This window comes from Hyphomonadaceae bacterium ML37, assembly GCA_027627685.1.
Classification (GTDB): Bacteria; Pseudomonadota; Alphaproteobacteria; order Caulobacterales; family Maricaulaceae; genus Oceanicaulis.
This window is the reverse complement of sequence record CP091241.1, coordinates 601,323-626,108: the sequence shown is the minus strand read 5'-3', so window position 1 is coordinate 626,108 and position 24,786 is coordinate 601,323. Positions and strand designations below refer to the sequence as shown.

Below are 24,786 nucleotides of genomic sequence, written 5' to 3'. Positions count from 1 at the left end.
GCGCGTTGGCCCGCACCTTGCGCTGTACTCAGGCCATACAGGCGCGCACATCTCGCCGACATGAGCAGGGTCATGACAGATAGGGCATTAAAAACAATCTGTTGCTTTGATTTCGCTGCTGCGGGGCGTGAGAACGTGCGCGCCTCCGACCCGGCAGGTCTTGCCGTTCGCCCGGCAAATCCCGCCCCTTTCGCCCGCAAACCTGCCCTCTTTCCTTTCAAACCTGAAGGAGCGGGCTGATGTCGCTCAACGGGATCATCGGCAGCGCGCTCAGCGGCCTGCAGGCTGCACAGCTGGGCATGCGCACCGCCTCGAACAATGTCTCCAACGTCAATACGCCGGGCTATGCACGCACCGAGCTGTTGCAGTCCTCGCGCAGCTCCGGCGGCATGGGCGCAGGCGTGACTGTCCAGGGGATCAACCGGGTCTCCGACATCTATCTCACCGGCGCCGCCATGCGCGCCTCGTCCGATGCGGCGGCGTCCAAAGCGGTCGCGGCGGCGCTTGACCGGCTGCAATCGCAGTTTGGCGCCACCGATGACGCGGGCTCGCTGTTCGGGCGGATGAACCAGATCATGGCCTCGCTGGGCGCCGCCGCCGCCGACAGCGCCGACCGGGTGTCGCGCCTGAGCGCAGCGTCGGACCTGCAGAGCTTTTTCGACGAAGCGTCGCGCCTGTCCGCCGAAGTGCGCGTCATGCGTGACGAATCCGACCAGCGCATCGGCACGGGCGTGCACCGCGCCAACGAGATCCTGCGCGAGCTGGAGACCCTCAATTCACAAGCCCAGACCCTCACTGCGAACGCATCTGACGTCACCGGCACGCTGAACCGGCAGTCCGAGCTGATGGACGAATTGTCAGAGCTGATGGATGTGCGCGGCGAGCGCCAGCCGGACGGGCGCCTGTTCGTGCGCACCCAGGACGGGGTCGGCCTGATCGACAATGCCCGCCTGACGCTGGACTACACGCCCGCCGGGACCGGCGCCTATGGCGTGGAGTACGGGCGCATCACCGCCCGGGTGTCCACCTCCGGCGCCATCGTGGACATCACGCCGTCCATCCGGTCGGGCGAGCTGCGCGGGCTGATCGACCTGCGCGACAAGGAATTGCCGTCGATCGCCGGGGCGCTGGCCGAAATGGCCGCCGGCGCCGCCGATGCGCTGAACGCCGCTCATAACGATTCAGCCGCCTATCCGCCGCCCAACCTGCTGGAGGGGCGCAATACCGGGCTGCTCGCCAGCGATATCGTCACCGGGTCCGGACAGGCCGAGCTGGCCGTCGTCACCAGCGACGGCGCGCTGGTCCAGCGCGTCAGCGTGGGCGTCACCGCGACCGGTTTCACAGTCAATGGCGCGCCCGCCGCCAGCGTGGGTGATTTCGTCAACGCGCTCAACGCCGCCTTTGGCGGGAATGCGACCGCCAGCTTCACCGATGGACGCCTGAGCATCAGCGCCACAGACCCGTCTCACGGACTGGCGGCGCTGCAAGACGCCGCCGATCCCGCCTCCATCGGCGGGCGGGGCCTGTCGCACTTCTTCGGCCTCAACGACCTGGTCGACGCGCCCCGGCCCGGCTTTTTCGAAACCGGTCTGACCGGCGCCAGCGCCCATGGCCTCGCGCCCGGTGGGGAGCTTGGCTTCTCCGTCATGACGCCGGACGGGCGGCGCGCGGCGCAGATCGCGGTTCCGGTCACCGGCGCCAGCCTTCAGGATCAGATCAATGCCCTCAACAGTCCCGCCACGGGTCTTGGCCAATACGGCCAGTTCAGCCTGGACGGCGATGGCCGGCTGAGCTTCCAGTCCTCGCCGGGCTATCAGAATTTCACCATCGACGTGACCCGCGATTCCACCCAGCGCGCCGCCACCGGCCTGTCCTTCTCCCAGCTGTTTGGCCTGGGCGACGCAGCGCGCATGACCCGGGCTGAAAGCTTCTCGGTCAATCCGGCCATGCGCTCGGATTCCACCCGCCTCGCCTTCGCCAAACTCGACCTCGACGCCGGCACGGCGCCCGGCGATCTGGTGCTCAGCCAGGGCGACAGCCGGGGCGGCCAGGCCCTGTTCAACGCCCTCACCGACAAGCGCCGCTATGCCGGCGCGGGCGGTCTGGTGGGCGGCATGGCCAGTCCGGTGGAGTACGCCGCGCGTCTGGCCGGCGATGTGGGCGCCCGCGCCGCGCGCGCCGAGCGCAATGAGACGGCAGCAGGCGCTGTGAAACAGGCCGCTGACGCCAAACGCTCGGATGTGGAGGGCGTCAATCTCGATGAAGAGCTCGCCCGCATGACGCTCTACCAGCAGGCCTATAACGCCGCGGCGCGCCTGATGCAGGCGTCCAAGGAAATGACCGACACGCTTCTGAACATGGTCTAGAGGACCGAACGATGCGCATCTCAACCCAGGCCGCCTCCCAGTCCGCCCTCATGGACCTCATGCGCGCCCAGCGCGAGGCGTTTGACGCGCGCGAGCAGCTCTCCACCGGGCGCAAGGCGCCGGACCTCAAAGGCTATGGCAACAGCGCCGAAGCCATCATCTCCGCACGCTCGGCCCAGGTCCGCGTGGACAATTATGTCAGCGCCAACACCCGCCTGGGCAACCGGCTGGAGGTTCAGGATCTGGCCTATCGCGAGCTGTCAGACTCGGTGTCGGAGCTGCGCGAGACGCTGACCACCTCGGACGGCACCTTCCTGATGAACAAGGTCCAGGAATCCTTTGACCGGGTCGTGATCGCGCTGAACACACGGTTCAACGGCTCCCACGTCTTCGCCGGCGTGCGCACCGATGCGCAGCCCATGACCGTCTCCACCATCGGCCAGCTGCAGGCGCTGGGCGATCCCATGGACGCGTTCGACAACGCTTCGCGCCGCCAGAGCACCCAGATCGACGATAATCTGGCGGTGGATGTGAACGCCACCGCGTCGGAAGTCGCAGGCGATCTGATGGGCGTGTTCCGCCGGCTCGCGGACTTCAATGACGGGCCGGACGGTCCGTTCAACGGCCCCATGACCGCCGCCCAACAGGCCTTCATCCAGACCGAGATCACCAATGTGATCGCCGCCTTCGAGCATGTGAACGAGGCCATGGGCGAGAACGGCGCCCGCCAGGCCAAGGTGGAGGCGTCGGTGCGCGGACACGAGGCGCGCGCCGACTATCTCACCCGCATGCTGGCCGATCTGGAAGACGCCGACATGGCCCAGGCCGCCACGCGCCTCACCCAGGCCCAGACCGCCGTGGAAGTCTCGGCCGCCACCTTCTCCATCCTCAATCAGGCGAGCCTGTTGCCGTTTTTGAGATAGGCGTGATTTGACACCTGGCCCGGGCTGGCGCGAGATTAGCGCGAGAACACAACACGATACCGGGGAGGGTTTCATGATCCGTCTGTTCGCTGCGCTGGCGGCTGCGTGCGCGCTGGCCGCGCCATCGGCCGCCGACTCGCCCGTCACCATCATCCATGCCGGAACCCTGATCGCGGCGCCGGGCGACGCAAACCCGCGCGCCAACGCCTCCATCATTGTAGAGGACGGGCGCATTACGGCGGTGGAGGACGGCTTCATCACCCGCGAGGGCGCGGAGATCATCGACCTCTCCAGCCGCTGGGTGCTGCCGGGCTTCATTGATTCCCACGTTCACATCACCTCCCAGCAGGGGCCGGACCGGCGCCTGGCGACCTTCACTGAGTCCAGCGCCGACCGCGCGCTGCAGGGCGCGGAGTATGCCCGGCGCACGCTGATGGCCGGCTTCACCACGCTTCAGGATGTGGGCGCGGACATGGAGGCGGTGCGCGCGCTGCAAAGGGCTATCAACCAGAACATGGTCCCCGGCCCGCGCCTGCGCATTTCCGGCGGCGCCGTGACGCCCACCGGCGGGCATGGCGACATCAATGGTTGGAGCGTGGAGGTTATGCGCGCCAATGGCAGTCCCTATGCCTGCAATGGCGCGGCCGATTGCGCGCGCGCCGTGCGCCAGCTGGTCCAGGAAGGCGCGGACATGATCAAGATCACCGCCACGGGCGGGGTTCTGTCCTCCACCGGCGCAGGCGTGGAGGTGCAGTTCTTCGAAGAGGAGCTGCGCGCCATCGTTGAAGCAGCGACCATGATGGGCCGGCGCGTCACCGCCCACGCCCATGGCGTGAGCGGCATCAACGCCTTCCTGCGCGCGGGCGGCCATTCCATCGAGCACGGGACGTTTCTGGACGCCGAATCCATCCGCCTGTTCCGCAGCAACAACGCCGTCCTGGTCCCCACCGTCATGGCGGGCGAATGGGTGACGCAGCAGGCCGATGCAGGCTGGATGACGCCCTTCCAGCGCGCCAAGGCGCTGGATGTGGGTCCGCGCATGCTGGACATGCTGCGCCAAGCCCATCGCGGCGGCGTGACCATCGCCTTCGGCACAGACTCAGGCGTCTCGGCCCATGGCGACAATGCCCGCGAGTTCGAGCTCTATGTGGAAGCGGGCCTGACGCCCATGGAGGCGCTGCGCACAGCCACCATCACGGCGGCGCGCCATCTGGGGCTGGAGAATGAGACCGGGCGCATCGCGCCGGGCCTGTCGGCCGACATCATCGCGCTGGACGCCGATCCGCTGGAAGACATCTCGGCGGTCTGGCAGGTGGGCTTCGTGATGGCGCGCGGGCAGGTTCACAAGGCGCCCTGACCGGCGCGAGCCGGCTGCGCGGCGTGCGCGGGCGCGCTATCCTCATTCCATGATCACCCGCACGATTCGTCTGGGCGAGCGCGAGCTCGCCTACACACTCGACCGCTCGGCGCGCCGGCGCACGATCGGGCTGAAAGTGGGCCCGGACGGCCTCAGCGTCGTGCTGCCCCAGCGCGCCAGCGCCTCGGAGGCCGACCGGGCCGTGCGCGAGCGGGCGGGCTGGATCCTCGACCGGCTGGACAAGCAGGCAAGACGCGTCATCGCCCCGCCGCTTCACGGCGTGGACGGCGAGAAGATTGGCTGGCTCGGAGGCGTGCTGACCCTGCGGGTCACGCCCCATGACCGCGCCCGCACAGCCCTGACCCGCGACGGCGATTATCTGGACGTGCGGGTAGATGCGGGGCTGGAGCCGTCACTTTGCGCCGCCACCATCCGCCGGGCGCTGTCACGCTGGCGGCGCGAGCAGGCGCTGGCGGTGATGGCCCCGAAAGTGGCCGGCTATGCGCAGGCGCTCAGCGCGCCCCGGCCCACTGTGCGGGTGCGTGAGCAGGCCTCGCGTTGGGGCAGTTGTTCCGCCGACGGCTCGATCCGGATGAATGCGCGCCTGATCGCCTATGACGAGGCGCTGATCGACTATGTGTGCGCCCACGAGGCGTGTCATCTGCTGGAGATGAATCACTCGCGGCGCTTCTACAGCCTGCTCGATCAGATCATGCCCGATCACCGCGCGCGCCGCACACGCCTGCGCGAGACAGACCCGCCGGGAGCGGCTTACTAGGCCGGTTCGGCTGATTGCCCCGGCGCAGCCAGCGCAAACGCGACCCCGCCCGCCAGACCCGGCCAGGTGAAGGCCACCGCCTGGGCGAACGCGCCGTCCAGCAGACAGGCGGCCCCCGCAGCAAGACCGCCCATGGCGGCCAGTCCCGCAGCACTCAACAGAATGAAACGTACGCTCGGCATGCGCTCATGCTCCAGCCAGTGATGGGCCGGATCATGGCGCAAATGGGCTAATTCCGGGTTCAAAAACACGGTTAACGCCGCGTAAACCCTAGGCCGCGGTGAGAAGCGCCCCGCGCACGCCGTCAAAAATGAACTGCGCCGCCAGCGCCGCGAGGATGACGCCAAGGATGCGCGTGATCATCGCCGCGATCGTATCACCCATCAGCTTCATGACCGGCCCGATCATCAGAAACACGATCAGGCAGATCACCAGATTGGCGCCCAGACCGATCAGCACGGACACTTGCGCGCCCACCGAGCCGGAGGCCTGAGACATGAACAGCATGATCGAAGCGATGGCGCCGGGACCAGCGATCATCGGGATCGCCATGGGGAACACGGAAATGTCTTCGTGCTCGGTATGCGGGTCAGTCTCGTCAGACACCTTCTCGGCGCGCTCTTCGCGGCGCTTGGTGCGCTTTTCAAAAATCATGTCCAGCGCGATCAGGAACAGCAGCACGCCGCCCGCGGCGCGGAACGCATCCAGGCTGATATGCAGCGCCCCCAGCAGCCATTCCCCGCCATAGGCGAAGCCCACCAGCACCAGCGTGGCGATGGCCACAGACTTGAACGCCATCTTGGCGCGGTGCGCCGCGCTGGTGCCGTCCGTGAGGCCCGCGAAGATCGGCGCCACGCCGGGCACGTCGATCACCACAAAGAAGGTAACGAAGGCGCCGGTCAGCAAGGTGATGTCGAGAAAGTCCATGGACGAAAGTCTCCTGCGCTATGGCGGCGCATGTAACAGAGCCGCCGCCCGAAGGCGAGCGGGGACTTTGCAGGTCCAGTCTGCGTAATTGTGGGCGCCGCGACGCTAGAAGGGCTCGTCCGCCGAGGGCGGCGGCGCCATGGGAGGCGGGGCGGAGACCGGCTCCTCCACCTTCTTCAGCGGAAACCGGGTCTTGAGTTCACCGCTGACCAGAGTGTGATCGAAGCGGAAATCCTCCACCCGCTCACGCAATTCGCGCGGCGCCCGCCCGTCCTTGCTCGCATCGATAGCGCGGTAGAGGGCGTATAGCCGCAGATAGCCCTTGTCGTCGCGCGACAGGCTGGTCTCGTCCAGCCCGTCACACGCCGCGATCAGCTTGTCCAGACCGGCGCGGCGCTTGCCGGACATGACATCCAGGACAGCGGCCGCCAGCAAGGGCTTCCAGCCGCCATCGGCGAAGGTGATTTTCTTGGGGACCATGTCCAGCTCGCGCCGGGCGCGCGTCAGATCACCCGCCGCCAGCGCCTCAAGCGCGTGATCAGCGGCCTCGCTGGCCTGGCGCATCTCGTCGCGGCGGCGGTTGGCCGCCTTGTCTCCGCCGAACATGGCGCAGATCCTTCCGGCTGGGGGTCAGGGCTGCGCACCCTAAAGCCAAACCGGCCGCTGCAAAAACCCTTTTGCATGCGGGCGGGGCCTGATCGGGGCTTACAGATTCTGGTGATTGAGCACGGCGGGTCCTCCGATCACCAGGAACAGGACCGGCAGGAAGAACACGATCATCGGCACGGTGAGCTTGGCGGGCAGAGCCGCCGCCTTCTTCTCGGCCGAGCTCATGCGCATATCGCGGTTTTCCTTGGCCATCACCCGCAGCGCAGAGCCCAGAGGCGTGCCGTAGCGTTCGGCCTGGATCAGCGCCGTGGCCACCGATTTGACGCCGGGATGGCCGGTGCGCGCGGAGAGGTTTTCGTACGCCATGCGCCGCTCCTGCAGATAGGCGAGCTCGGCGGTGGTCTGGGATAATTCCTCGGCCAGATCGATGGAGCTGGAGCCGATTTCCGACGCGACCTTCTGGAACGCCGCCTCTATAGACATGCCCGCTTCCACGCAGATCAGGAGGAGGTCCAGCGCGTCGGGAAAGGCCTGCATGATCGATTCACGCCGCTTGGCGCCGACATTGGAGAGGTACAGCGCGGGTGCATAATAGCCCAGCACCGCCGCCCCCATGGCCGCCGTCAGGCGCTGCATGCCCGACAGGCCGAAATCATTGATGGTCCACAGATACAGCGCCACGGCGGCGAATAGCAGGAAGGGCGCCACGAAGCGCGCGAAATAGAAGGCGAAGATCGGGCCCTGGCCACGCATGCCGGCCTGGACCAGCTTGGTTTTCAGATTGGGGTCTTCCAGCAATTTCTGGAGGTTCAGCCCTTCGACCACCTTGCGGAACGGGCTGCGCGTGTCCTTGCCGCGAAGCCCGCTGGTCTTCTCGCGCTCCATCGCTTCGCGCGATTTGCGGCGCAATTCCTCGCGCCGGTTGGCGACCTGCTTCATGCGCCGCGACAGATTGTCATTGCGCATGGACGAGCCCGACAGGGTCAGCGCCGTGGCGAAGACCAGGATGGCCGCGAGCGCCGCGAAGAAATTCTCCGGCTGCGTGATCCAGGTGGCGAATGCTGTCATGACGGCCTCCGCCTACATTTTGAAATTGATCATGCCGCGCATGATCACGATGCCGATGCCCATCCACAGCGCGCCGCCCATCAGCATCATCTGACCCAGCGGCGTGTTGAACAGTGGCTCCATGTAGGCCGGCGACATGATCGACACCATGATCGCCACGCCCGGCGGCAGGGAGCCGATGATGAAAGCCGACGCCTTCGCTTCAGAGGACAGGGCCTGGACCTTCTCGCGCATCATCTTGCGCGCGCGCAGCACGCCCGACAGATTGTTCAGCGCCTCGGACAGGTTGCCGCCGGTCTTTTGCTGGATGACCAGAACGATCATGAAAAAGGACAGCTCTGACAACGGCATGCGGCCCGTCATCCGGCGCAGGCCCTCGTCCAGATCGACGCCGACCGACAGGCCCTCCACCAGCAGCTCGAACTCCTGACGCACCGGGGCCTCGGATTCGCGCGCGATCACTTTCAAGCATTCGCTCAGCGGCAGGCCGGACTTGATGCCGCGCACGATGATGTCCAGCGCATCGGCGAAATGGGATGTGAACTTGGCCTGGCGGCGCTTGCGCATCACGCCCAGCACCCAGCGCGGCAGGCCGAGACCGGCCACGATGGCAGCGGCGGCGGCGATGGCGGGATGCAGACCCGTCGCCATCACGCCCAGCAGGGCGATCGCGGCGAGGCCGCCCGACGCGATCCAGAAATGCAAAGGCGTGGCCTTCAGACCCGCCTGCTCCAGGCGGCCTTTCAGGGTCAGGGATTTCTTGCGCTCGGCCTTCTGACGCGCTTCGAGGTCTTTCAGGGTTTCCTGGATCTGGCGGCGCTTCTGGGCGGCGGCGTCGAGGGCGGCGACCTTGCGCTGCCCGCGCTGGACCGGCTGGCCGACGGCCACTGCCACACGGGTCTTGCGCGTGCGTCCGCCATCGCTCGGTGCCAGCGCCAGGCCTGCCGCCGCCACAGCGACGAAGGCGCAGACCGCGGCGAGGATATAGACCATGTCACCGGCCATGGCGTCAGGCCTCCGACGCGTCGAGCGCCTCGGCGAGCGCCTGCTCCAGCCCGAAATAACGCGCGCGATCCCAGAATTTCGGACGCGCAATGCCGGTTGAGACATGGCGGCCCAGAATATTGCCGTCCGCGTCCTCGCCGGTGATTTCGTACAGGAACAGATCCTGGGTGATAATCACATCGCCTTCCATGCCCAGCACTTCGGTGATGTGCGTGATCTTGCGCGTCCCGTCGCGCAGACGCGCAGCCTGGATGACCACATCGATGGAGCCGGAGATCATCTCCCGGATGGTTTTGGTGGGCAGGTTGTAGCCGCCCATGGTGATCATGGACTCCAGCCGCGACAGACCCTCGCGCGGGCTGTTGGCGTGCAGCGTGCCCATGGAGCCGTCATGACCGGTATTCATGGCCTGCAACAGATCGAACGCTTCAGGGCCGCGCACCTCGCCGACGATGATGCGCTCGGGGCGCATGCGCAGGCAGTTCTTGACCAGATCGCGCATGGTCACCTGGCCCGAGCCCTCCAGATTGGGCGGGCGGGTCTCCAGGCGCACCACATGGGGCTGCTGCAGCTGAAGTTCGGCGGCGTCTTCGCAGGTGATGATGCGCTCGTCCTCGCCGATGAAGCCGGTGAGGCAGTTGAGAAGCGTCGTCTTGCCCGAGCCGGTACCGCCGGAGATCAGCACGTTTGCCCGGCAGGCGCCGATGATCTCCAGAATCCGGGCACCTTCCGGCGAGATGGAGCCGAAGCCCACCAGATTGGAGAGCTTGAGCTTGTCCTTCTTGAATTTGCGAATGGTCAGGGTCGGCCCGTCCAGCGCCAGCGGCGGCGCGATGACGTTGACGCGGCTGCCATCGGCCAGGCGCGCGTCGCAGATCGGGCTGGATTCATCCACGCGCCGGCCCACCTGGGACACGATGCGCTGACAGATATTCATCAGCTGGGCGTTGTCACGGAACTTGATATTGGTCTTGCGCACCCGCCCTTCGACTTCAATGAAGACGTGGCCGGCACCGTTGACCATGATGTCGGCAATGTCGTCGCGCGCCAGCAGCGGTTCCAACGGGCCATAGCCCAGAACGTCATTGCAGATGTCCTGCAGGAGCTGTTCCTGCTCGGCGATGGACATCGCCACGTTCTTGATCGAAATGATCTCGGTGACGATGTCGCGGATTTCATCGGCCGCGGTTTCATTGTCCAGGCGCGAAAGCTGGCCCAGATCAATGGTGTCGATCAGCGCGTTGAAGATTGTGGTCTTGATCGCATAATATTCCGCCGATCGCTCAGCACCGACGCGTTCAGGCTCCTGCGCCTTGCGGCGGGCCGGCGCGGCTTTCATCTCGCCTGCAGACCGCGAGGCAGGGGCTGGTGCCGGAGCGGGGGTGGCGGGCCGGGGCGCAGCCGGTTTGGGCCGCTCGCGCACGGCCACGCTCGCCGCTTCGGGCGCACCGGAAGGCGCCGCGCCGAACGTGCGCGAACCATCAGGCGAACCGGGCGGGCGTTTGCCAAACATCAGAGCTGCTTTCAGCCTTTCGAGAACAGGGAGCCGAACAGGGATTTGCGCCTTGCTGGCGGCGCAGCGCGTCCGGCCAGAACGCTCGCCAGATGAGCAAAACCTTCAGCGGGCCGGGATTTGGCGTCGACCTCAGCGATCATCTGGCCGTTATTGGCCGCCTTGCCGAACAGGGCCGGATCAAACGGCAGCACCAGGAGCGGCGCGGCACCCAGCGCATCGGCGAAGTCCTTCAGCGGGATGTCCGGCTTTTTCGGGCAGCCGGCCATGTTGACGACCACTTTGGGCGGCTCGTCATTGGGCCGGGCCTGACGCACCAGATCAAACAGGTTTTTGGCGTTGCGCAGGCAGGCCAGGTCCGGGGTGACAGTCACCACCACCTGATCGGCCGACAAAATCGTCCGGCGCACCCAGGGGCTCCAGACGTGGGGCACGTCCAGTGCGATGAAGGGCGCCTGGCGGCGTACCTTTTCGAGCACCACGTCGAAGCTTTCCGCGTCGAAATCCCAGTCGCTTTCCAGCGTGGCGGGCGCGGAGAACAACGACAGGCGCTCGGTGCATTTGACCAGCAACCGGTCCAGCAGCGCATCGTCCAGCCGGTCGGGCTGGGCCAGCGCTTCGGCGATGGTCCGTGCCGGATCCTGATTGAAATCGAGCCCGGCGGTCCCGAAGGACAGATCAAGATCGACCAGCACCGCGTCGGTGCGCAGGGATTCAGTGATGTGCCAGGCCACGTTATGGGCCACGGTGGATGATCCCACCCCGCCCTTGGCCCCGACGAACGCCATGGTGCGGCCCGCGAACGGCGCATCCGGGTCCAGGAACAGGCCGGAAATGGTCTTGATCAGGTGCAGCGGCGTCATGGGCGGCACGAGATATTCGCTCACCCCGCGCCGGATCAGCTCGCGATACAGCGTGATGTCATTGGCCGCGCCGATGATCACCACCTTGGTCTCGGCGTCGCACACCCCCGCCAGCTCCTCGAGCTGGGCGAACAGCTCGCGCCCGCGCATGCCGGTCTCGATGATCAGAAGCTCGGGCGTCTGGGCGTCATGGAAGCGCTCTATGGCCGCCGCCAGACCACCCAGCTCCACCGTCAGATGGGCGCGCGACAGACGCCGGTCCGCGCCGGCGTGATGGATCAGCTGCCCGGTCTCGGGCCGCTCGCAGAAGGCCTGGATCGCGATGCGCGGCACGGGCTGATTGATCAACGCGTCATCCTCATCGCCGCCAACCTCGCCATAAAGCCCGTCCACTGGCGCCAGCGGCGCCACAGGACGCGCGGCGGCCGGCGCGGGGTGCGCAGGCGCGGTTTTGGCGGCAGACGCCTGGCGCGCTGGCGCGAAGTCCGGTTCGGGCGCCTGATTGGCTTCGGCCAGGCGCGCGCCGAACGGGCGCAGGCCGGCGGGATCCGGCGCGGCTTTCGACGCAGACGGGTCAGGCTCGCCCAGCATGCGCCGCTCGACGGCGGAGGCGTCGAGGAACGGATCGGACACCGGCGTCATGGCCGCATCGTCGAGGAAGCTGTCCTCGGCGTCGAAGCTGTCATCCTGGAAAGCGTCTGCGTGTTTGGCCATGTGCGCTCTCCTAATCGCCCACGGCAGTGGACACGGTACCGCTCTCATCCGCCGTGCGCTGGCTGGATGTCGGCAGGCCCTGACGATAGCGCTCCAGAACCGCGGCGCGGCGCGCGCCGTCGGACGGGTCCAGCGTCCCGGCCGTCAGCAGATCGCGCGGATCGGCCACCTGGACGGCCAGATTCGTTGCGGTGGCGCAGCCAAATTGCGGCCAGGCCTCGCCAGGGCGGGCATGGGTCAGGTCTGGCCAGCTGCGGTCGCAGGCCGGCGCAACTGCGCGGTAGCGGTTGAACGAGAAAATGATCGGCGCTCCGGGGCGGCCGCCGGCGTCATAGGCGCCGCCGCCAATGGCGCGCCAGTCCAGACCGTGGGCGAAGAGCTGGGCGCGTGCATCGGCGATGACGCCAATGGCCGCATCCGAGCCGTGAGAATCCTGGGGATAGGAAATCACCAGCGGCCCATGGCCGCGTGCCTTGTACTCGGCGGCCACCGACGCAATCAGATCGAGCTGACGCCAGGTCAGGCCGTTATCGCGCATGTCATAAGCCATCTCCACGCGCACGGTTTCGGGCGCGGCGGTCGCCTGCGGCAGGGGTTGGGGCGCGTGGGCCGAGCAGGCCGCCAGCAGCGCGGCGCCAGCCAGGGCCAGACACAGATGCTTGATAGCCATCACGATTACTCCAGCACAAAGCCGACAGGGCCCGTCCAGCCACGCCCCTCCACCCGCGCACCAGGCGCGGCGTAGACACGGTTGAGACGGCCCAGCACGATGTTTGACGCCATGGAGGCGGCCACGAAGCCCTCGCCCGGCTCCTCCAGCGCGCCCGGATTGGCGGGGTCGACCAGATAGGGCGTGACCAGCACGACCAGCTCGGTCTCGTTATTGGTGAAGTCGCGCGACCGGAACAGCGCGCCCAGAACCGGCAGGCGGTCGATGCCGGGCACCGAGTCCATGGCTTGGCGGGTTTCTTCCTGGATCAGGCCGGCGATCACCAGACTGCCACCCGAGGGCAGCTCGACCGTGGTCTGGGTGCGATTGACACTGAGCGCCGGGATGGTCAGCCCGCCCGTCGTGCCGACAACATTGCCCTGGCCGTCAAATTGCGGCGTCCCGCCCAGCGAGATGGCGCCCTCATTGGACAGTTCCGACACTTCGGTGGAGATGCGCAGTGAGATGCGCCCCTCTGACAGCACGACCGGCGTAAAGCCCAGCCCAACGCCGAAGGGCTTGAACTCGATGGTGACATTGCCGTCTCGGTCGCGCCCGACCGGCACAGGAAATTCCCCGCCTGCCAGAAACTGCGCGGATTCACCCGAGATTGCCGTGATATTGGGTTCGGCCAGCGTGCGCACCAGACCGATGCGTTCCAGCGCGTTCAGGGTGGCACCCAGGCGCGTGCCCGGCCCCAGCGCATTGAGCAGGTCCATCTGGCCGGTCAGCCCGCCCAGCGCCGACCCGGCAATGCCGAATGCATTCTCGGTATTGATCCGGTTGATCGTGGGCGTGTTTCCGCCCGTGGCCAGATCACCCGAAAGATTGACGCCCAGCTGGCGTACGATGGTGCGGCGCATTTCCACGATCCGCACGCGCAGCATCACCTGATCGCGGCCCTCGATGGCGAGGAAGGATACCACCTGTTCGGGATCATCGGCCCAGCGGCGCGCCACCTGCATGGCCGCATCGGCGGCCGCGGCGGACGGCACGGCGCCCGACAGCACGATATTGGAATTCATGCTTTCCGCCTCGATGCGCGCGCCTGGCACGAAGCGGGCCAGCGCCTCGCGCAAACCGTCCATGTCGCGCTCCACGCGCACGTCCAGATCGAGGATCAGCTGACCGTCAGCATCAAAGAAAAAGATATTCGTACGGCCCACCGACTGGCCCAGCAACAGGGCCCGGCGCGGCGTCCTCACCACGGCGTCGGCGACCGCATCATTGGCGACCATCACTTCGACGGTATCCACCGGCAAATGCAGAATGGCGGCCTGGCCCAGAGGCAGGTTCAGCCGCTCGGACACCCGGCCCTCGCCCGGCGCACGGATCACCACCTGCATGGTGTTGGTGCGCTCAAGATCAGGCTGGGCGTCAGCCGCGCCACAGACCGTGGCGGTGAGAGCGGCGGCAGCCAGGCAGAGATTTCGGAACAAAGCGATCATCATGGGGCGCCGCCTCCCAGCGCGACACGCTGCTCTTCGCCATAGCGGAACACGCGCACGACACTGGCCGTGCCGGTTTCGTCCGCGCCATCGGGCAGGCGCGCGCCGCCTTCGGTGTCCGCGATAGAGCGCAGCGCCAGCGATACGGTGCCCGACGCCACCGCCATGGATACGGCGCGCGCCTGGGACGGGCTCAGCTCCAGCGTCGCCGTGGCGCCCACCAAAGCGCCTTCGCGCGATTCGGCGTGGCTCTGGTCGATGGCGAGGACGCGCACATTCTCCACCACATTGCGCGTGGCGAAATTCTCGTTGGCCGACAGGGTCAGGAGGATGTCCACCCGGTCATTGGGCAGGATGAACCCGCCCGCGCCTGACCGTGCAGAGATCGGCACGGCGACCGCGCGCATGCCCGGTTCGATGACAGCGGCCATGAATCCCGCCTGGCCAGGCTGGACCAGGCGCGGCTCCAGAATCGGTTCGCCCGCCACCATGGCGGTGCGCGCCACAGCTCCGGACAGGCGCTCCATGGCGTCAGCGTTGCGCGACTGCACCAGATATCCTGAAATCACGGCTTCGTCCGGCCAGTGGGCCCAGCGGAACGCGCCCGCACTGACCCGCTCGCCGGCGGCGATGTCGCGGGCGGCGACCAGCACGCGGGCGGTGACCGGTTCGGGCGCCGCAACCGGCGCCGCTTCACTGGAGACTTGCACAGGCGCAGGAGGCTGCATGGCGCCACGCACCAGCACGGCCGCACCGATGGCGGCGACTCCCGCGACGGCGAGCACGATCAGACGCACAGCATTCATGGCGGTCAGGGCCCCTTCAGACGTCCGGCGCGCGCAATGGCGCACCCTGGGCCTGATGTGACCGCGAAAACCTCAAGGCCGCGTTAATGCTTCAGCCGATCGGGGGCAGAGTGAACAGGCGGTTTACATCGCTCGCTGCGCGCCGGGATCACCGACGTCTCAGGCGGGCGTCAGCGATAACCGCCGACGCCGCCATCGAGCATCAGGGTCATCGAGGACGCCTCGGCGACCATGCTGGAGCGCTCCACCGTCTCGCTGTAATGCTCTTCCCAGCGCATATAGACCATCTTCATGCCCGGCCCGTGCAGGCGCAGGAGCGAACGTTCATTGCAGTCACGCTGGGGCGTTTGGCGGGCGCAGAATACCTCGCCGCCGGGGCCGTGTCGCAGGGCCTCGCCCTTTTCACACATGATGGTCTCGCCGCCCTCGAACATGTCCATGCCGTCAGTGCGCCAGCCCAGCGTCGCCTGAAGGGCGGTGCCGGTGACACAGCGGAACAGCTCGCCCTCAAAGCCCGGGTCCACGCGCTCGGACGGATCAGGACGGGCCGCCGGGTGGGGCGTCCCGCGATCGTCGATGCAGATCGCGCGAATCAGGCGCCATTCCTCGCGGATGCGTGTGCGCTCTTCATGGACGCGCTCGGTCATGCCCGCGAGCCGCAGGCCCGTCAGGGCTGTCGCGCCCGGCGCCGTCCCGCCGGCCACATAGCCGCCGCCGGCATAGACGAAGGTGGACGCGCCCGCGCCGGCCTGGCCGGTCGCCGTGGCGATGGCGCTGGCCGAGGCGCTGGCCTGGACATTGACATTTACATTGACCGAGTTGTGCACGCCCACATGGATATTGGGACCGCGCACATGAATGTTCGGGCCGCCGATATGGATGGACGGGGGCCGGATGTTCGGGCCGCCCGGATGGGCGCAGCACGGATGGTGCGAGCCCGGCGGCGGCGAAGGCGGCGTCAACGACCACGAGGGGGCGCTGGCGGCGATGACGCCGGCGGCGACGGCGGTGATCAGGGCTGCGTGCCGGGATGATACGCGCATGACGGTCTCCGAATCTGTTCTCTCCCCCCTCATGCAAGCGCGGGGCCGGTTTGGCGCAAGCGGGTGTGCGCGAGAGTGCATCGGGCAGGCCGGTGATCAATTCGGCGCCCCGGCGCCTGACCGACCCGTCACACCCGGCCACCCCCGCGCCAGGCGGCTGTCTTTATAGTGGGGCCGATCCGAAACCTTTGAAAACACATCACGAGGCGCGACTGGCAAGCCGCTTGCAGACGGAGCGCCAAGGCTGCACCCGCGCCGTTTCATAGCGGGCCTGCCGCCGGTGAGGGGTTTACAGAAGGACGCGGGCTCGTGCGGCATCCCAATTCAAGAACTCTGCATGCCTATTGGGATGCGAGACGGCGCGGCGGCTCGGCGCCAGCGCGCGCCGACATTGCGCCTCAGGATCTGGGCGCGCTGTTGTCGCATCTGTTTCTGTTGCGGCGCATGGATCAGGATCATCACGTCTTCCGGCTCGCCGGGACCGGCCTGTGCCGCCTGCATCAGCGCGAGTTTCGCGACCAGAATTTCCTCAGCCTGTGGACCGGTCAGGACCGGCCCATGATGAGCGCGCTGCTGGAAGGCGCGCTGGGCGCGCCCGCCCCTGCGACCGCCATGGCCGACGCCATCACGCTGGACGGCCGCGCCTGCGCGGTCGAGGTGACGCTGCTGCCCCTGCGCGGACCTGAAGGTCAGGTGGACCGGGCGCTGGGCCTGTATCAGCCGCTGGACGCCAGCCGGCTGGGCGGACGCCCGGTGGTGCGCCACCGCCTGGCGGTGCTCAATCCCGCCCGCCTGCCCGACCCCAGCCTGTCGCTGTTCGCCGCGCGCGAGCGCACGCCGCGCCGGGCGCTGGCGGCCAATGACGGCTGATATAGCGAATTCTTAAACCTCCCGCGCCAGACTGCCCCCTTGTGTTTCACAGCGGCGTGCCATGGCGCAGATCACGGACATCACCAGCCGGCTGGACCGGCGCAAGATCAAGATAGCCGCGCGCGGCGCTGAAGAGCGCCGCCGGCATCGCCGTGTGCGCCTGGCCATTCCGGGCCGCGCCCTGTGCGCCAGCCAGGGCGAGTTCATATGTCAGCTGGTCGATGTGTCGCCCGGCGGTGTACGCGTGACCACCGCCACGCCGCCCAAGCGGGGCGAGCGCGTGGTCATGCTGTTTGACGGTCTGGGACGGGTCGAGGGCGAGGTGGTGCGCGCGGGCCAGTCCGGTTTCGCCGCCCGCCTGGCCGCCACCCAGCGCAAGCGTGACCGTTTGGCCGACGCCATCACCTGGCGTTTCAATATGGAGCGCCTGGGTCTCAAAGAGGACCGCGCTGCGCCGCGCAAGCCCGGCCGGGGACGCGCCAGCGTCTATCTGCGTGACGGCGTGGTGATCCAGGCTGATGTGCTCGACGTATCGGTTACAGGCGCCGGGTTCGCCTGCCTGGAGCGTCCGCGCATCGGCGAACAGGTGCGGGTGGGCGGCATGACCGGCCAGGTGGCGCGCTGGCTGGAGAATGGGTTTGCGGTCCGGTTCGACCCGCCACCTGACGAGACGGCGCCGGACGAGCCTGCCGCCTGAAATCCGGCCCTCCCGCGCATGCAGACGTCACGCATGGCGCCCATAAAACAGGAACGGCCTGAATCTTGCCTCTAATGGAGGTGAAGCTGGCCCATCTGAGGGATTTTGGGCCGGGAGGTTGAAGCAATGCCGCGCGACGACGGAATCATCATGTCCTGGTTTGTTAAAGTCGAAGGCCGCGTTTACGGCCCCTATACCGGCGCCCAGATGCGCGCCTTCATCGGCGAGGGGCGCGTTGCCGCGCACTCATCGGTATCGGACAAGCGCGAAGACGGTTTCAAATCGGCTCAGGATATCGCCCAGCTGAAGACCTGGCTGGATGAAGCCCGGCGCAGCCCCGGAGAGAAGCGTCCGGCGCCGGCCGATGCGCGCACCGCCAATTTCATTATCGTCGCCGAGCTGGCTGGGCCCAGCGCCGCAGGCTTTGAGGCCGCGCTCGCCGATCACGGCGATGTGGAGCCCATTACGCCCGGCGTCTGGATCCTGCGCGGCGCGTCCAGCGCGTCTCATCTGCGCAATGAGCTGAGCCATTTGCTGGCCCGCGAGGACAAGCTGCTGGTGGTGGACGCCTCGCGCGACCGCACCGCCTGGTTCAATCTGGGCCGCGACGCCGACGAGCGCATCCGCAATCTGTGGGGCCGGCGCGTCTGACCCCGGCCCGTCTCAGGACGCGGCGGCGGCGCGCGGCCGCATCTGGCGCCAGCCGACATATGCCGCCGCCACAAGAACGGCGGCGATCAGCCCGCCGGGCAGGCCGCCCAGGATCAGCCCCCCTATTGTGATGACGAGGCCGGCCACTGCCCACAGGGCCGCGCCGGGCCGCGCGCGCATATCGTCCACGACGATCACAAAGGCTGGCAGCAACAGCAAAATGGCGATGGAGGCGAAGATCAGCCCCACGCCCAGGCTGACCACCATGGGCACCAGAAACTGCGCCTGCGGGCTGGATTCAGACATGATCGGCAACAGGCCCAGCGCGGTCGTCGCCGTGGTGATCAGCACCGGGCGGAAGCGGCGCGCGCAGGCTTCGGCGATGGCCTCGCGCGGATCACCGCCATTCGCCACGGTGCGGTTATACCGGTCGATCAGCACGATGGAGGCGTTCACCACCACGCCTGACAGCGCCACCATCCCGAAAATCGACGGAAACGACAGGTCAAACCCGAGCAATAGATGGCCCAGGATCGCGCCGGCCACCCCGTAGGGAATGGCGATCAGAATGATCAGCGGCTGGACATAGCTGCGCAGCTGGGTGGCCAGCAGCGCATACATGATGATCACCGCAAACAGCAGCCCGATCAGAAGACTGGCGAAATCCTCCGCCTGCTCGCGCCCGGCGCCGGCCAGCGCGAAGGTTAGGCCGGGATAGCGCTCCACCAGTTCGGGCAGGAAGGCTTCCACCTGCTCGCGCGCCGCGCCCGGGGTGATCACGGCGGTGTCCACATTGGCCGTCACCTCGATGATCCGGCGGCCATCGATGCGTTCGATGCGGGTATAGCTGCGGGTTTCGGTGATCTCGGCCGCGGCGCTGAGCGGCAGGGCGCTGCCATCGCGCGTGCGCACGCGCAGGTCTGACAGGCCGGCCAGATCGCGCCTGTCTGACAAAGGATAGCGCACGAACACCCGCACCTCGTCGCGTCCGCGCTGGATGCGCTGCACCTCTTCGCCAAAGAAAGCCTGGCGGACCTGGCGCGCTATATCGCCCGGTGTCAGCCCGGCGGCTTCACCGGCGGGTGTAAGGGTGAAGTTGAGCTGGCGCTTGCCCAGATCGAAGCCGTTATTAATGTCGCGCGAGCCTTCAATCGCGCCGATATACTCGGCCAGCTCCAGCACCGCGCGCTCCAGCACCCGATCGTCGGGATGGGTCATCTCATAGGCAATGTCCGCGTCCTGGGGCCCGGCGGTGGAGATGACGGTCAGGCGCTCCAGCCCGGCCAGCGGCTCGAAGCCCTGGCGCCACAGCGCCTCGATTTCGCTGGAGCGGATTGAACGGCTGGAGGCGGGCTCCAGCACCAGTTCTATCTGCGCCAGATTGCCCGCCACGCTGGTGCTCACCGACGATCCCGGACCGCCAAACTGGCTGGTGCGCCCGCCAATGGTGGCGGTGATAGTGCGGATCACCGGCTCGCCGCGCTCGGCATATTCAAACTGGATGGCTTCGGCCGCGGCGATCATGGCTTCGGCTGCGGCGCGGGTTTCCTCGAACGGCGCCCCTTCGGGCAGGCGCAGATCGGCGCTGATAAGCTCGGACTCGATGGCGGGGAAGAAGACAAAGCGCACCAGGCCGGACACCGGGATCGCCATGATCGCAATCAGCATCGCGATCCCCGCCGCGCTGACCAGCCAGCGCCGCCGCGCCGCGAACAGCGCCCAGCTCGCCACCGGTCCGTCGGCGAAGTTCTGCATATGACGCTGCACCGCGCCCTGCGCCCGCGCCAGCGGGCCTCGCGACCAGTCCGAGCCTGACGACAGCTGCGAGGGCAGGATGAGGAAGGCCGCGAACAGCGAGACAGCCAGAATGGACACCACCACGATGGGGATAGGCCGTGTGATTTCGCCAAACGTGCCGCCGGTAAAGATCAGCGGCCCGAACGCGGCGATGGTGGTCAGCACGCCCACCAGCACCGGCGCGGCGACGCCGGTGACGCCCGCAAGGGCCGCATCCTGGCCCCGCCGGCCCTTGGACCGCTCGCGGTCGGTGTTCTCGCCCACGACGATGGCGGCGTCCACGACGATGCCGAGCACGATGATCAGGCCAAACGTGGTGATGAAATTCATCGTCACGCCCGCCGCGCCGAACACGGCAAACCCGCCCAGGAAGGCGATGGGCACGCTCATCGACACCCAGAAGGCCAGGCGCAGATCGAGCATCAGCACCAGAAAAACAAACACCAGGGTGAAGCCCAGAATGGCGTTGCGGGTGATCAGCGCAATGCGGTCGGCGAAGATCACGCTCTGATCGACCACCACCGACACATCAATGCCGGGCGCCAGGGCGGCGGTCTCCAGCCAGTCATCGACCACCCGGCGCACGGTCAGCAAGTCCTCGCCGGGGCGGTTGAGCACGTCGAGAAACACCGCCGGACGGCCCTGATGCAGCGAGATCAGCGGGTCTTCGCGAAAGCCGTCGGTGACCGTGGCCACATCGCTCAGACGCACCCGTGCGCCCGACGCGTCCGAGCGGATGATGATGGACTGGAACGCCTCGCCCGTGACCCGGCGCGCATCGGTGCGCAAGAGGATATCGCCGCCCGCGGTGCGGATCTCGCCGCCTGACAGATCCACTGATCCGGCGCGCACCGCGTCAGCGACTTCGGAGAAGCTGATATTGAAGCGGCGCAGCGCGTCTTCGCTGACCGAGATGGCGATCTCGTACTCGCGCACGCCGCGCAAAAGCGCTGTGGAGATGCCGTCCAGCGCCAGCAATTCGTTCTCCGCCTGCTCGCCCGCCCGGCGCAGCGCGGCTTCACCCACCGGCCCGCTCAGGGCCAGGGTCAGCACCGTGGTGGTAGGCACCGGCACCCGGATTTCGGGCTGTTCGGCGTTTTGCGGCGGGAAGCCGGCGATGCCGTTCACGGCGGTCTCCACATCGGTCTTGACCACCTGGGCGTCGGCAAAATCGCGCAGGATCACCGTGACCGTCCCGCGCCCTTCCGCCGCCACCGAGCGCACGCGCTCCACGCCGTCGAGGCCGCGCACGGCTTCTTCGACGCGCCGCGTGACGCTTTCCTCTACCTCGCCCGGCGTGGCGCCGGGATAGATCACCGCAATCTGGACGGTGCGCGGCGACAGGCTGGGGAAGACCTCGGTGGGCAGGGTCGCGGCGGTCAGCGCTCCGCCCAGCAGGAACAGGATCATCAACAGGTTCGCCGCCACGGGATTGCGCACGAACCAGGTCGTCAGCCCCTTGCCCGGCCAGTCCTCGATCAGCGAGGGCGGGATGTCATCGGGGTCGCTCATGACCGCTCCGGCGGCGGTGCGACGATCTCCGCGCGGCGGCCCAGCAGGATGTCCGGCACCGGCGAGACGATGACGCCCTCGCCCGCATCAAACGGCGCGGCGAACACATGATCTGCGGTGCGCGCGCGCACGGTGATGCGGGTGCGCTCGATGCGCCCGTCTGCAACGCGGTGAATGGTGTCGAGGCCCGACACCGCGGCGACCGGCAGGCGCATCACGTCATCAAGCTCGGGACCGTCCAGCGTGATCGTGGCGAACAGGCCGGGGCGCAGCTCCGGCAGCGCATCGGCCTCGGGCGCGATGAAGACATCGACCAGGCGCGTGCGCGGGTCCACCCGCGCGCCGACCCGGGCGACGCGTCCGGGAACCGGCGCCGCGCGGCCCTCGATCATGATCTGCGCCGCGCGCCCGTCCGCGCCCTCAAGCCGGGCCAGATCAGCGGGCGACGCGGGCGCCACCAGCTCGATCTGCTCGGCGGCATAGACCTGGCCATAGGGCTGACCCGGCGCCACCAGCAGGCCGAGCTCGATCCGGCTTTCGGTCACGGCCCCGGCGAAGGGGAAGCTGACGCGGGTGCGCTCCAGATTGAGCCGCGCCTGGGCGAGTTCGGCTTCGGCCGCCAGCAGGCGGGCACGGGCGGCCTCCAGCTGCGGCGCGCGGGCGGCCAGCGGCGTGATTTCACGCTCGGGATACATCCGCTCCCATTCGCGCCGGGCGATCGCCGCTTCGGCGTCGAGCTGATTGAGCGCGCTGCGCGCATCCGCGATCCCGGCGCGCGCGCGGGTTTCGGCGATCTCGTAATCGCGACGGTCGACTTCAAACAGAGTCTCACCGGCCTCGAACGCCCCGCCGGCGCGCACGGCGGGGGAGACGGCGGTGATCCGTCCGCCCACTTGCGGCGCCATGTCGATGAAGGCGCTGGCCGTCACGGTCCCCGTCAGCGCGACCTGCACGCGGTGGCTGACGGTCTCGGGCTGGATGACGCGCACAGGCGCGGCGGCGCGCGCCTCGGGCGGCGTCCCGCCGGTTTCACCACTGCTCATAAGCGCAAAAGTTGCAGCGATCGCCGCCAGCACCACCAGCGCCACGGCGGCGATCTGCAGCCACCCGGCCAACTCCCGCCCCGAACCGCCCTGCGAAGTCCCGTCTGCGGACATGTGACTGCGCCCTGATCACCTGCAGACGCCAACGCGCCCGCCCCGTGTGCAAACTAATGCCTGCGACGGGTCAGACCAGCAGTTTCACGCGCAGCGCGCCAGTTTTTGCACACGCAGCGCGGCTCGCGCCTCGCGCACAGGCGGGCGCACCGCTAGTGTAGCGCCGGGGGGTAACAACGCGCCCGGTGCTGACCACGTGATTTTTCGCGCTATACGATTTCTGTCCGCCATGCTGGCGGCACTTTGGCTCGGGCTTGCCGCGGCGATGGCCGAGCCGCTGGCGCGAATCGAAGGCGTGGAAGACGCCGCCCTGGCGCGTGCCCTGTCACGGGCGGTGGGCGAGGCAGACGCGCGGCCATCCGGTGAACCCGATGCGCCGTGGCGCGCCAGGGCGCGGGCGCGCGAAGCCAGCGACATCCTTGAACGCTACCTCAATTCCCAGGGCTATTACGGCGCCGTCGTCGATCCGCGCGTGGCTGAGGACGGGCAGGCGGTGGTGCGGGTGCGCACAGGCGAGCGCTTCGTGTTCGACGCCATCGCCATTGACTGGGTGGACGCCGATGCGCCCGGCGCGCCCGGCGGCGAGGCGCAGGACGCGCTGGAGCTGGCCGTTGGCGATCCGGTGGTCTCCGCCGACGTCATCGAGGCGCGCGGACGCGTCGTGACGCTGCTGCACGAGAACGGCTATCTTGAAGCGCGCGAGGGCGAGCACGACATCATCGTCGATCACGCCACCCGGAGCGCCGACGCCGCCTTCCGCTTCCACCCCGGCCCCTTCATCCGTCTGGGCGCGCCGCAATTCGCCGGCGGTCTGGCCGATCTGCGCCCCGGCTTCATCGAACGCCTGGCGCCGTACGAGATCGGCGATCCCGCCAACCGCAGCGCGCTCAATGAGTACAGCCGCCGCCTGCAGGTCCTGCAATCAGTCTCGGTGGCCGATGTGCGCCTGGCGCCCGATGACGAGGACGGGTTGCGCCCGGTGGACGTGCGCGCCGATCCCACGCCGCGCCACCGCATCGAAGGCGCCGTGCGCTGGTCCACCTCCGAAGGCGCGGGCGCAGAGGCCGCCTGGACCCGGCGCAACATGTTCCGCGGCGACGAGACGCTGCTGATCAGCGGTCAGGCCGCCGAGCTGGTGCAGGGCTTCGTCACCCGCCTCACCGTGCCCCATTGGCGCCGCTATGGTCAGGACCTGACCCTCAGCGCCGAGCTTCTGGCCGAGCGCACTGACGCCTTTGATCAGGATGTGTTTCGCGTATCGGCATCCGTCGCCCGGCAGGTCACGGACCGGCTGAGCGTCACCGCCGGGACGCGGCTCCAGACCGCCCGGGTGACCGATGTGCTGGGCACGCGGTCAGCGACCACGCTCTCACTGCCCAGCGGGGTGATCTGGGACGGGCGCGACAGTCTTTTGGACCCCCAGCGCGGCATTTATCTGAACGCCACCGCCGCGCCGGGCTGGTCCATCGGCAGCCAGGAGACGCGCTATATCCGCGTGGAAAGCGGCATGCGCGCCTATTATCCGCTGAGCGACACGCTGGTGCTGGCCGCGCGCGTGCGCGCCGGGGCCATTCTTGGCACGTCCCCGGACGCCCTGCCCGCTGACGAGCGCTTCTATGCCGGCGGCGGCGGGTCGGTGCGCGGTTACGACTTCCAGTCGCTCTCGCCCCGGCGCTTCAATCCCGACACCGGCGAGGACGAGGTGTTCGGCGGACGGTCGCTGGCCGAGTTCAGCGCCGAGGCGCGCTGGCGCCGGTCGGAACGCCTGGGCTTCACCGCCTTCATCGATGGCGGAGCGGCCGGGCCGGAGCTCAGCCCGAACCTGGGCGATATCCGCTACGGGGCGGGGCTGGGCGTGCGCTATTATCCCGGCTTCGGCCCGCTGCGCTTTGACATCGCCACGCCGCTGGACCGGCGCCCGGACGAGGACTGGATACAGATCTACATCTCCATCGGACAGGCCTTCTGATGGC

The 24,786-nt window shown here is 67.9% G+C and carries 21 protein-coding genes; 8 read left to right on the top strand and 13 right to left on the bottom strand.

What is annotated here, in order from left to right; translation table 11 throughout:
• Positions 1–239 precede the first annotated feature (239 nt).
• The 4 genes from flgK to L2D01_03150 all read left to right on the top strand — a co-directional run bounded on the left by flgK (position 240) and on the right by L2D01_03150 (position 5,424).
• Complete coding sequence (flgK, locus tag L2D01_03165) at positions 240–2,366, top strand: flagellar hook-associated protein FlgK (protein ID WBQ10789.1); 2,127 nt, start codon at positions 240–242, stop codon at positions 2,364–2,366.
• A gap of 11 nt (positions 2,367–2,377) precedes the next feature.
• A complete protein-coding gene (locus tag L2D01_03160; GenBank protein WBQ10788.1) occupies positions 2,378–3,289 on the top strand; it encodes a hypothetical protein in 912 nt (303 codons plus the stop codon).
• A gap of 73 nt (positions 3,290–3,362) precedes the next feature.
• The gene (locus L2D01_03155; protein WBQ10787.1) at positions 3,363–4,646 is read left to right on the top strand and encodes an amidohydrolase family protein; all 1,284 of its coding nucleotides are present in this window, start codon (positions 3,363–3,365) and stop codon (positions 4,644–4,646) included.
• A 49-nt stretch (positions 4,647–4,695) separates the two neighbouring features.
• Positions 4,696–5,424, top strand: a complete 729-nt coding sequence (locus L2D01_03150; protein ID WBQ10786.1) for a M48 family metallopeptidase — start codon at positions 4,696–4,698, stop codon at positions 5,422–5,424.
• On the opposite strand, the gene L2D01_03145 is transcribed toward L2D01_03150, so the two are convergent.
• From L2D01_03145 to L2D01_03095, 11 genes are all read right to left on the bottom strand, one after another.
• Positions 5,421–5,669 carry a hypothetical protein gene (locus L2D01_03145; protein WBQ10785.1) on the bottom strand — a complete coding sequence of 83 codons (249 nt, stop codon included), beginning with the start codon at positions 5,667–5,669 and terminating at the stop codon, positions 5,421–5,423. The genes L2D01_03150 and L2D01_03145 overlap by 4 nt on opposite strands.
• 25 nt (positions 5,670–5,694) lie before the next feature.
• Positions 5,695–6,351 (bottom strand): MarC family protein, encoded by a 657-nt coding sequence (locus L2D01_03140; protein ID WBQ10784.1) that lies wholly within the window; start codon positions 6,349–6,351, stop codon positions 5,695–5,697.
• A 105-nt stretch (positions 6,352–6,456) separates the two neighbouring features.
• A complete protein-coding gene (locus L2D01_03135; GenBank protein WBQ10783.1) occupies positions 6,457–6,957 on the bottom strand; it encodes a hypothetical protein in 501 nt (166 codons plus the stop codon).
• Between the two features lie 99 nt (positions 6,958–7,056).
• Positions 7,057–8,028, bottom strand: a complete 972-nt coding sequence (locus L2D01_03130; GenBank protein ID WBQ10782.1) for a type II secretion system F family protein — start codon at positions 8,026–8,028, stop codon at positions 7,057–7,059.
• 12 nt (positions 8,029–8,040) lie between these two features.
• Entirely contained in the window at positions 8,041–9,033 is a 993-nt protein-coding gene (locus L2D01_03125) for a type II secretion system F family protein (GenBank protein WBQ10781.1), read from the bottom strand.
• Positions 9,034–9,037: 4 nt separating this feature from the next.
• Positions 9,038–10,546: a CpaF family protein gene (locus L2D01_03120; protein ID WBQ10780.1), complete on the bottom strand. Its 1,509-nt coding sequence runs from the start codon at positions 10,544–10,546 to the stop codon at positions 9,038–9,040.
• A gap of 11 nt (positions 10,547–10,557) precedes the next feature.
• Positions 10,558–12,123: an AAA family ATPase gene (locus L2D01_03115; protein WBQ10779.1), complete on the bottom strand. Its 1,566-nt coding sequence runs from the start codon at positions 12,121–12,123 to the stop codon at positions 10,558–10,560.
• Between the two features lie 10 nt (positions 12,124–12,133).
• Positions 12,134–12,793 carry a CpaD family pilus assembly protein gene (locus tag L2D01_03110; protein ID WBQ10778.1) on the bottom strand — a complete coding sequence of 220 codons (660 nt, stop codon included), beginning with the start codon at positions 12,791–12,793 and terminating at the stop codon, positions 12,134–12,136.
• Between the two features lie 5 nt (positions 12,794–12,798).
• The gene (locus L2D01_03105; GenBank protein ID WBQ10777.1) at positions 12,799–14,283 is read right to left on the bottom strand and encodes a type II and III secretion system protein family protein; all 1,485 of its coding nucleotides are present in this window, start codon (positions 14,281–14,283) and stop codon (positions 12,799–12,801) included.
• A complete protein-coding gene (gene cpaB, locus L2D01_03100; protein WBQ10776.1) occupies positions 14,280–15,086 on the bottom strand; it encodes a Flp pilus assembly protein CpaB in 807 nt (268 codons plus the stop codon). Before cpaB ends, L2D01_03105 begins: the two co-directional genes overlap by 4 nt.
• 170 nt (positions 15,087–15,256) lie before the next feature.
• Positions 15,257–16,129: a hypothetical protein gene (locus L2D01_03095; protein ID WBQ10775.1), complete on the bottom strand. Its 873-nt coding sequence runs from the start codon at positions 16,127–16,129 to the stop codon at positions 15,257–15,259.
• Positions 16,130–16,438: 309 nt separating this feature from the next.
• On the opposite strand from L2D01_03095, the gene L2D01_03090 reads away from it, so the two are divergent.
• From L2D01_03090 to L2D01_03080, 3 genes are all read left to right on the top strand, one after another.
• The gene (locus tag L2D01_03090; protein ID WBQ10774.1) at positions 16,439–16,999 is read left to right on the top strand and encodes a PAS domain-containing protein; all 561 of its coding nucleotides are present in this window, start codon (positions 16,439–16,441) and stop codon (positions 16,997–16,999) included.
• A gap of 61 nt (positions 17,000–17,060) precedes the next feature.
• A complete protein-coding gene (locus L2D01_03085) occupies positions 17,061–17,696 on the top strand; it encodes a PilZ domain-containing protein (GenBank protein ID WBQ10773.1) in 636 nt (211 codons plus the stop codon).
• Positions 17,697–17,846: 150 nt separating this feature from the next.
• A complete protein-coding gene (locus tag L2D01_03080) occupies positions 17,847–18,347 on the top strand; it encodes a DUF4339 domain-containing protein (GenBank protein WBQ10772.1) in 501 nt (166 codons plus the stop codon).
• Between the two features lie 12 nt (positions 18,348–18,359).
• Here L2D01_03080 and L2D01_03075 read toward each other — a convergent pair whose 3' ends face one another.
• On the bottom strand, positions 18,360–21,656 hold the full coding sequence (locus L2D01_03075; protein ID WBQ10771.1) for an efflux RND transporter permease subunit: 3,297 nt from the start codon (positions 21,654–21,656) through the stop codon (positions 18,360–18,362).
• Positions 21,653–22,813: an efflux RND transporter periplasmic adaptor subunit gene (locus tag L2D01_03070; protein WBQ10770.1), complete on the bottom strand. Its 1,161-nt coding sequence runs from the start codon at positions 22,811–22,813 to the stop codon at positions 21,653–21,655. The genes L2D01_03075 and L2D01_03070 overlap by 4 nt, the downstream gene beginning before the upstream one ends.
• A 229-nt stretch (positions 22,814–23,042) precedes the next feature.
• Between L2D01_03070 and L2D01_03065 the strand changes: the two genes are divergently transcribed.
• Positions 23,043–24,782 carry a BamA/TamA family outer membrane protein gene (locus L2D01_03065; GenBank protein ID WBQ10769.1) on the top strand — a complete coding sequence of 580 codons (1,740 nt, stop codon included), beginning with the start codon at positions 23,043–23,045 and terminating at the stop codon, positions 24,780–24,782.
• Positions 24,783–24,786 lie beyond the last annotated feature (4 nt).